Source organism: Methanocalculus sp., from assembly GCF_029762515.1.
GTDB lineage: Archaea > Halobacteriota > Methanomicrobia > Methanomicrobiales > Methanocorpusculaceae > Methanocalculus.
Map to the genome: position 1 here is coordinate 1 of NZ_JARVGN010000063.1, position 7,724 is coordinate 7,724.

14 protein-coding genes and 1 pseudogene are annotated in these 7,724 nt (G+C 48.8%); 7 read left to right on the top strand and 8 right to left on the bottom strand.

Translation table 11 applies throughout. From position 1 onward, the window contains the following. Positions 1 to 314: hypothetical protein (locus tag QCH34_RS03425; RefSeq protein WP_300330123.1), on the top strand; the 314-nt coding region annotated here is incomplete at its 5' end. A 151-nt stretch (positions 315 to 465) separates the two neighbouring features. On the opposite strand, the gene QCH34_RS03430 is transcribed toward QCH34_RS03425, so the two are convergent. Next, entirely contained in the window at positions 466 to 621 is a 156-nt protein-coding gene (locus QCH34_RS03430) for a hypothetical protein (protein WP_300330126.1), read from the bottom strand. 236 nt (positions 622 to 857) lie between these two features. Beyond that, positions 858 to 1,634 carry an NYN domain-containing protein gene (locus QCH34_RS03435; RefSeq protein ID WP_300330129.1) on the bottom strand — a complete coding sequence of 259 codons (777 nt, stop codon included), beginning with the start codon at positions 1,632 to 1,634 and terminating at the stop codon, positions 858 to 860. A 112-nt stretch (positions 1,635 to 1,746) separates the two neighbouring features. Here QCH34_RS03435 and QCH34_RS03440 point away from each other — a divergent pair, with 112 nt between their 5' ends. Together QCH34_RS03440 and QCH34_RS03445 are read left to right on the top strand one after the other, a co-directional pair. Then, positions 1,747 to 2,019, top strand: a complete 273-nt coding sequence (locus QCH34_RS03440; RefSeq protein ID WP_300330133.1) for a hypothetical protein — start codon at positions 1,747 to 1,749, stop codon at positions 2,017 to 2,019. A 22-nt stretch (positions 2,020 to 2,041) separates the two neighbouring features. Beyond that, complete coding sequence (locus tag QCH34_RS03445) at positions 2,042 to 2,245, top strand: hypothetical protein (RefSeq protein WP_300330136.1); 204 nt, start codon at positions 2,042 to 2,044, stop codon at positions 2,243 to 2,245. Positions 2,246 to 2,247: 2 nt separating this feature from the next. Here QCH34_RS03445 and QCH34_RS03450 read toward each other — a convergent pair whose 3' ends face one another. The 3 genes from QCH34_RS03450 to QCH34_RS03460 all read right to left on the bottom strand — a co-directional run bounded on the left by QCH34_RS03450 (position 2,248) and on the right by QCH34_RS03460 (position 3,563). Further along, the gene (locus tag QCH34_RS03450) at positions 2,248 to 2,862 is read right to left on the bottom strand and encodes a ribonuclease III domain-containing protein (protein ID WP_366898286.1); all 615 of its coding nucleotides are present in this window, start codon (positions 2,860 to 2,862) and stop codon (positions 2,248 to 2,250) included. 75 nt (positions 2,863 to 2,937) lie between these two features. Then, on the bottom strand, positions 2,938 to 3,270 hold the full coding sequence (locus tag QCH34_RS03455) for a hypothetical protein (protein WP_300330142.1): 333 nt from the start codon (positions 3,268 to 3,270) through the stop codon (positions 2,938 to 2,940). Further along, the gene (locus QCH34_RS03460) at positions 3,267 to 3,563 is read right to left on the bottom strand and encodes a hypothetical protein (RefSeq protein ID WP_300330145.1); all 297 of its coding nucleotides are present in this window, start codon (positions 3,561 to 3,563) and stop codon (positions 3,267 to 3,269) included. The genes QCH34_RS03455 and QCH34_RS03460 overlap by 4 nt, the downstream gene beginning before the upstream one ends. Before the next feature lie 11 nt (positions 3,564 to 3,574). On the opposite strand from QCH34_RS03460, the gene QCH34_RS03465 reads away from it, so the two are divergent. The 3 genes and pseudogenes from QCH34_RS03465 to QCH34_RS03475 form a co-directional block, all read left to right on the top strand. Further along, positions 3,575 to 4,210, top strand: coding sequence for a nucleotidyltransferase domain-containing protein (locus QCH34_RS03465; RefSeq protein WP_300330148.1), 636 nt, complete (start codon positions 3,575 to 3,577; stop codon positions 4,208 to 4,210). Next, positions 4,203 to 4,358, top strand: a complete 156-nt coding sequence (locus QCH34_RS03470; RefSeq protein ID WP_300330151.1) for a hypothetical protein — start codon at positions 4,203 to 4,205, stop codon at positions 4,356 to 4,358. The genes QCH34_RS03465 and QCH34_RS03470 overlap by 8 nt, the downstream gene beginning before the upstream one ends. Before the next feature lie 22 nt (positions 4,359 to 4,380). Continuing rightward, a pseudogene (locus QCH34_RS03475) lies at positions 4,381 to 4,623 on the top strand (HEPN domain-containing protein); the annotation flags it as partial. A 33-nt stretch (positions 4,624 to 4,656) separates the two neighbouring features. On the opposite strand, the gene QCH34_RS03480 reads toward QCH34_RS03475, so the two are convergent. Further along, a complete protein-coding gene (locus QCH34_RS03480; RefSeq protein WP_300330154.1) occupies positions 4,657 to 4,908 on the bottom strand; it encodes a hypothetical protein in 252 nt (83 codons plus the stop codon). A 112-nt stretch (positions 4,909 to 5,020) separates the two neighbouring features. On the opposite strand from QCH34_RS03480, the gene QCH34_RS03485 reads away from it, so the two are divergent. Next, positions 5,021 to 5,524: a hypothetical protein gene (locus tag QCH34_RS03485; protein ID WP_300330157.1), complete on the top strand. Its 504-nt coding sequence runs from the start codon at positions 5,021 to 5,023 to the stop codon at positions 5,522 to 5,524. 150 nt (positions 5,525 to 5,674) lie between these two features. On the opposite strand, the gene QCH34_RS03490 is transcribed toward QCH34_RS03485, so the two are convergent. Further along, positions 5,675 to 5,878 (bottom strand): hypothetical protein, encoded by a 204-nt coding sequence (locus QCH34_RS03490; RefSeq protein ID WP_300330160.1) that lies wholly within the window; start codon positions 5,876 to 5,878, stop codon positions 5,675 to 5,677. 398 nt (positions 5,879 to 6,276) lie between these two features. Beyond that, the gene (locus tag QCH34_RS03495; protein ID WP_300330163.1) at positions 6,277 to 7,440 is read right to left on the bottom strand and encodes an ATP-binding protein; all 1,164 of its coding nucleotides are present in this window, start codon (positions 7,438 to 7,440) and stop codon (positions 6,277 to 6,279) included. Positions 7,441 to 7,724: the final 284 nt, after the last annotated feature.

Genomic DNA, 7,724 nt, shown 5'->3' on the forward strand with positions numbered 1-7,724 from the left:
ATATGTACCAGATGTACGCCTACATCACGAAAACCGGGGCCGAAAGCGGTATGCTGCTCTATCCAGATACGATCCAGGGAATCCGGGGGACTTTTTTCTTCGACATCACGAGGGAAGGACACCCGGGCCCGGAGGGAATTCCCCTCCATATCGAATCGATCAGTCTGGCCCACGATCTGACGTCGAAGGAAGGGTGGAATAGGTTTCGAGAAGAACTGGCCCAAAAAACCAGAATTCTCATTGCAAACAATGAATTTTCCGAATCCTCTTCGATTCATCAAAAATTCAACATAGAATTGGTCGATGCTTTATGAAAGCAATCGATAATGTTTTTCGATAATTTCCTCGATAACTATTATGATTCATTCCCTCATGGAAGAAACCAGATACCGAATAAAAGGAGAGAGCGAGAGCGGATAAAAAATGAATCAGATTATTTCGTAAATACTGGTCGGGAAAAAAGAGTTATTCTTCCTCGTCGTCTCCCTGATATCGCTCATTATTCGGGTTCAACTGGTTTGCATGGTTATCCATCGCTGCCTGATATGCGGCATTGTTTGGATTCATCGAGTTGGATCGATCATCGTTCGGGCTGTGCCCACGGCCTCCGCCTTTTCCCATCTCTAATCACCTCCTGTTTTTTCGATGAGAGGTATTAAAAGATGATATATATAAATATTGAATTTACCCGGATTCTTGGAAAATATTTGAATTATAACTTAAAAGCAGTTTTTCTATAGGCGGTCCAAACAAAGATTTTGCCAACATCGAGCATACGCAATCAACACTCTCTTGAATGCATTTCTTCTCTAAGAATGTAAACAAAACCAAATTTCCGAGAAATTGGTAATGAGGCTTTAATTTTTCAGCCTTTTATCCCGGACATACACTACTTTCACGTGGGATGCCGCATTTCCCCTTTCTTCTATTTCAAAGAGCCCGATTGCACGGAACAGTTCACTGAGTTTCTTGAATCCATAATTTCTCGAATCAAAATCGGGAGCTTTATTCTGAATGATCTGGCCCACCGCCGCGAGATTGGCCCACCCATCTTCACCGGAGGCATCTTCAGCCCCGTTGCGCAGGAGATTGACGAGTTTTGTATTCCCTTTGAGTTCTTGAGTGGATACCTGGCGAACAGGTTCCTCCGCGGGCTCATTCTCTGCGTCCTGTGCACCGGCCCGTAAAATTTCTGTATAAATAAATTTGTCGCATGCTTCGACAAACGCCTCCGGCGTCTTTTGCTCCCCGAACCCGTACACGATCATCCCGGATTCCCGGAGCCGGGACGCAAGCCTGGTGAAATCGCTGTCGCTGGATACGATACAAAATCCATCCAGGTTCCCGGCATACAGGAGATCCATCGCATCGATGATCAGGGCACTGTCCGTTGAGTTTTTGTGGTCGGTATAGTTGAATTGCTGAATCGGTTGAATTGAATATTTCAATAAAGAGTCTTTCCATCCGGCGAGCTGGGGTGCGGTCCAGTTTCCATATGCCCGTTTCACCGTGGCGGAGCCGTACTTGGCAACCTCTTCCAGGAGGTTTCCAATAATGGCGAGTTGGGCGTTATCGGCGTCTATCAGGACGGCCAGACGCTTTTGATGGACAACAGGGCTGGTGGTGAATTCCATAGTCGGTAATTGCACGTGCCGACGATATTGTTGCCGATTCGCATTGCCTTGAGCGTGTACCTGTGAGATGTTGTGCGGGAGGAAAAATCTTAAAATTCATTCCAAAAAGCCCATGCTCCTCCCCGTGAACCACTACCCGGATTCCTTGAGTGTCGGCTTCTCCATATCTGCATGGAAGGAATGGTGCAACAAGCTTGACATGCGTGATAACGATCCACCTTACCGTGATGAGCGGCGTGCATGGTATGATACGCTCCGTGACTTTCTCCCAGAAATCAAGGGCACACTACCAACGGTCAGGCTCTACTCACGCGAGATGGTATGGTGCAGCCTCGATCCCGAAAATCCCACCGATGTGGAGAAATTCAAATCATATCGCCTATAGAGACCCAGTCAAATTACCCTTCATGCAGGGCGAAATATTCCTCCTGCAGGGCGATGAGGAACTCGTGGAGATGAAGGAGAAGGCATACGATTCGGAAGACCTCCTCCAAAAATTGCTCGCTGATTATCCTAAATTGCTCGCAGGAAACCAGATCGATCCCGTGAATCCCCGGCGATGGCGGTGGTGGGGTTCAGGAACAGCTGGGGCTGATCACCCGAAAAATTGAAACTAATTTTTCATCAAATATTCACGATATGGTTCATACCAGCCAGATACAACGTATTTCGTGACATCATAGCCGCGGTCGAGGTATATGGCAGCGATGATCGCCTCGAGCGTTTCGGCGATCACATTCGGCTGCTCGTGCTGTTTCTGGTGTTCTGCGCCCTTCCCGGGCAGAATGGCAACGGAAAGATCCAATTGTTTCCCCAATTCAGCGAGGAAATTACGTTTCTCAGCCTCGCTTTTGATGATTGTGATCTCTCCTTTCGTAGTGAGTTCCTGGTGGAAGAGCCAGTCGCAGAGGATAGCCTTCAGCACCGCATCGCCGAGCGTGCGGAGGGGATCCTGGTCTTCGCAATCATGCCCCTCTTCATTCGAGCGTGATTTGTGAGTCACAGCTCGTTTCAGCTGGTTTTTATCGTGAAAGACAGATCCAATCCGTTTCTCCAGATCTTCTCGTTTCAGCTCGAACTCTCGATCGAGTGAATTGTCAATTTGGTCGATATTTCCCGTGGTATCTATTATCTGAGAACTTAGATGAGGCAGCAATAAAGATGTGCATTTCGATGGAGCAGTTGCGACTGCAGAAGTGACGAGTTTGAGTCTTTGTCGTATCAGCAATCTTGCTACGAGTTCGTGACAATATCGAAATTATCCAAAATCGGGCGATAGTGCGAGAAATGTACCCAAAACGGTTCAATACCCGAACCGACGATCATATTCGGTGTGGTCCATCCACTCGATGATCACCGCGATGGTGTCACCGTCACTGGCAACCGTATACAGCAGCCGCCAATTCCGGGAGAGGTTATACTTCCAGAGATTGTTGAGCGGCCCGTAGTTTCGATGGTATTCCTTCGGGATCAGGTATTTCGGTACCTGAACCCCACAAAAGGCATTCTCCGCAATCCGGTCAATTGCCCGATCCAGCAAGGCCGCAAGCTGGCGGTCTTCAGCCTTCCGGGAATCCCCGAGCGCCTCAAAGGCCTCCCGGACTTTCTCATCGACAAAATAGATGCTGCATTTCATCGGACCCGGAGATCTTCACGCAATGCGTATTTTCTTACGAGATCGGGGTTGTGAATCCAGCAGATCTTTCCCTCTCTATCTGCGGCAATTTTCCCGGACTCCTCCAGGTAATCGATGATGGTTTTGAACGTCTGGTACATCATCTTCTTCGGCAAATTCTCCCAGAGGGCCCGGCGCTTGTATTCCCCGCTGTGTGCCTGGACAAAGTGCTCGACCATACGGATAGTGTCCAGCTGCGGTGAGTGGGAAGACTTGCCGGGGCGGGGCATGAGATGCAGGTTTGCTGTATACATGTATATAACAAATGATCTGGATTGTCGAGGTGTATCATTCACCCGAATGTTCACAGATCGCGAACAAAATGTTTTTAGTTCGCGAACAAAATGATCATATCGTGCTTTCCGGTTTGTTCAAATCAGAAGAGCGGATCCTCGTTCTCCGCTACGTCGGCCTCCGTGCTTCGGTCACCGTTCAGGCCGTTGCCGATGCCACCGGGAGATCGAAGGGTTTCGTCTCCCAGTACCTCAACATGCTCGTGGACGAGGAGCTGTTGACCCGCGACCACCGGGCCTTCATTCGGGAGGACAGTGTGTACTGGCGGTCGATCAAGCGTCTCCTGAACCTCGACCTGCTGCGGCCCCACGTCACGCTGCCTGCGTGGGCGGAAGGGATCGGGATCTACGGGTCGTGGGCGGAGGGGACCAATACCACCGAAAGCGACCTCGATGTCTGGATCCTCGTCTCCCGCTACGATCCTGATCTCGAGATCCGCGCCGCAGAACTGGACCAGGAGATTGCACAGTACGCCGGCTGCGAGGTCAACTCGCTCCTCCTCACGCCCGATAAACTGTGCCACCTCAAGGAGCATGACCAGCCCTTTTATACCAGCCTGAAGCGAGGTTTTCTGACATTGCACGGTGAGGACCTTGAATTTGCTTGAGAAGTGCTTCGCGGACGGGAAGCTGCAGACCGTTGAGCCCTCCCGGCAGAAAGCGGGGGAGTCGATCGACCTGGCGCGTGCGTATCTGGACGAGGCCCGGCAGAGCGTCGGCATCGGCAACAATCGCCTGGCGATGAACGGCGTCTAGTTCGCGCAGGTTCCATGCGGCCCGGGCCATCCTCTTCCGGGACGGCATCCGGGAGAAGAGCCACTTCTGCCTCGAGCAGTATCTCGGAACCTATGCCGCGGACGGATCGCTTGAGAAGAAATGGGTGCTCCTCTTCGGGAAGATGCGCAGGAAGCGGGAGGAAAGCCAGTATACCCTCGGCCCTCCGCCCATCAAGGAGGAGATCGAAGGGGCGCTGGACCAGACGGACCATTTTATCGAGGAGATCAGAAGGATTCTGGACTAGGGGACACGGGGGGCGCAGCACCTTTGAACGCCTCTACCATCCCCGGTTCAAGAAGAATTTTAATACCAGCGTGGTCAGCCCGCCGGCCCCGGCCCCGATGGCGGCGCTGATGCCCTTCACCTTCAGTTCTTCGCCGATCTTCTGGCTCTGCCACCCCTCCAGGGCCCGCACCCGCTGCTCGAGATCGTCGTCGGTCTCCTTCATCTCCTGCAGCATCTTGCAGATCCATTTCACGTCCCGGTTGGTCTCGTAGATCATCTCTTTCGCCGTCTTCTCCTCGATCATGCCCCTCCCCCCGAATATCTGGCAGTAATATATCGATTAAGTATTTATTATTTTGAGTAATATTTTTAATTGCCTGTGATGCACCCGGGGAATTCCAGGCAGGAGAGGAGAGATGGGAGACTTTATCGAAACAAGCAACACCAAGACCGCTGTTCGGGAGCTCGCCGCCCCGATTGCGGATGTCGCCACCTTTGCGGGCGTCATCCAGGATGTGATCGACACCAACCCCTTCGGGTGTGTCGGCTACATGCAGGGCGGCGTGAACTACGACGGCGTGGAAAAGAACAGGGAGAGCTATACCGCGAGGATCAACTACGAGGACCTCGAGGCCAAGACGGTCGGGTCCATCTCGGCCAAGGCACCCAGCGTGGCGGCCTTCGCTGCCGTGGCTGCCGATCTTCTGGCCGACACCGATCTCGCCACCGCCATGGGCGGCGATGCAGTCCGGGCCTTCGACCGGGAGAGTTATTCCTGCCAGCTGAAGTGCCACGATGCCAACGGCGAGATCTACTACGTCACGTTCGGGCGTGATTCCGTGCGGATCACCTCCTACGAGGACGATGCCATCCGCACCACGGTGGAGACCTGGGCGGACACCGTTCCGGCCCTGGCCTGAGGGGAAAATACCCCTCTGGTTTTGAGGTGAGCTGATGGACAACGAGATCCTCATTGTGTGGATCTTCGTGGGGGCCGGCCTTTTGGGATATGTGGTGATCCCGGGCCTGCTCGTCATGTGGGATATGGTGCTGGACCATATCATCCGGTTCTAGGGAGAGTTGGGGGATTCCCCCTCTTTTTCGGGCTGAAATGCGGGTGATTTGGGCTTGTTTTTGGGTTTTTTGCAGTGGTCGGATGAGGTGTATATACTTGAGTATCTAAATAATACAATTATTGTGGTTTTTTTACCAAATGGGGCAATATTATAGCGGTTTCGCATTGGGCATTTAACGTCACATTTTCCATCTGACATACTTTACCCTGCGGTGAGGCGAGATCGTCGGTCTGAAGCAATCTATGAAGGGCGAAATATGGGCGATTTGGGTGAAATTTCTCTTATAAAGCCTTATCTCAACCAATCTTTTGTGAAGTCTGACTATGAATTGGTTTAAGGCATTTCCATTATGCGGAATGCCCGAGATGTGAATGAGGAATTGAATTCTCTTGAAATTTTGTTGTAGTGTGAACCATCTCGGATTTAATTGTAAACGGGAAAAGACAATCGATGTAAATTCAAGATGTAGAAAGGTAAAAATCGCTCTAATGTATGATACGAAGAATTTAAAGAAGTGCGAAGGTAAAAGAGAGTCGATTATGTTTTTAAAGACGTGAAATCCTCTTTAAAGACAAGTATTATTTTACTCAATTCCCCTACTGATCGTATCTTATTGATCCGGGTAAACCTACTGAATTCGCAAGAGCATCAAACGGCAATTTTAATATTGATGCAAGATTTTCGCATTCTTCATCACTTACAATCTCATAATTCAATAATTCAACACTTGGAAGTGCTATGAAATCTTTCTGAATTGGGATACTGTCAATATCGATGAAAGAATCCGAACGAGGCCGAACAAGGCCTTTGACACCAATTAAGTGCACAAAAATATATGCTGGAGGTTCGAGTTTCAACATTTTAAATATTCTTGCATATTGTTTTATTCCATCAATTATGCCCTCTTCAAGGCGGGTAATTTGCAAAGCTTGTTCTTTCTCATAAGATGATATAAATGAACTTACGGCTTCTATTACTCCATTTCTAAAAACTAAAACATATCCTCTTGAAGGATTACCATTCTGCCCTGGTGAATACGATATAAAGCCATCGGCAGTATATGCGGGATTTGACCCCAAAGAGAACAAAGGACGGAATGAAGTTGTACCAAGAACATTGAAATTATCAGGCATTTGTAGTTCAGTCGATGAAAGAGGGACAATATGTAAGATTATCTTGGGAAATTTATTCATCGGAAGAGGATAGTTATTTGAAAGAATTTCTGATAACCGTGTCTGAACAAATTCTTTTATTCGCGATATCTTTGATTCTGAAAGTGTAAATGCCGAACGAAGTTGATCAACATCTAATTGATATTTCCCATTGAATGCTCGAGCGAAAAATCTGGAACTCCCCTTATATATGACCATATGGGGATTAAGCCAGCTTTTCGGTATCCGAAACAAGAATACATATTTATCATCGGAGATTTCTATCTGCCTTATTGATATATTCGGAATGCGTGGGCGAATGCCGTCCCGAATCATGCCCTCTAATCGCCTGATCTCTTCATCGACATCCGCTACCTCCACACCGACTAATTCTTTTGGATAATGATCCTCCTCTCTAATACCATATATCAAATCACCACCATTTGAGTTTGCAAAAGAAGAAATATCGCTTAAAAATTCTTTTTTATTTCCATCCGAATTGCCTGGAAGTTCTTGTTTATATTCAAGAGTTTTCATTTCCAAAAAAGATTCATCAATTAAATGCTGTAGGTCTTTGACTTTTATCTCATCGATATTGCGTGGCAACATATACTTGACCCCCAGAAGATTACTGATATTATTTACTGTCAAGCATAATAAATGACTCATTTATTATACGGGAAGAATTACTCCAAATCCTTGAACCCATTGGGTAATAGCGAAGGATCCTCACATGGCTGAGGGTCACGGAAGGGATTCGAACCCTCTTTTCTTACAACCAGGCACGCCCGCCTTTGAGATCGACTTTCCGCCCCAACCAGCCGTGCGACTCCGCTCCTCGCTTCTCTCGTCGCTCCACTGCACGGCACTGCAAACACCACCATGCACAGGCG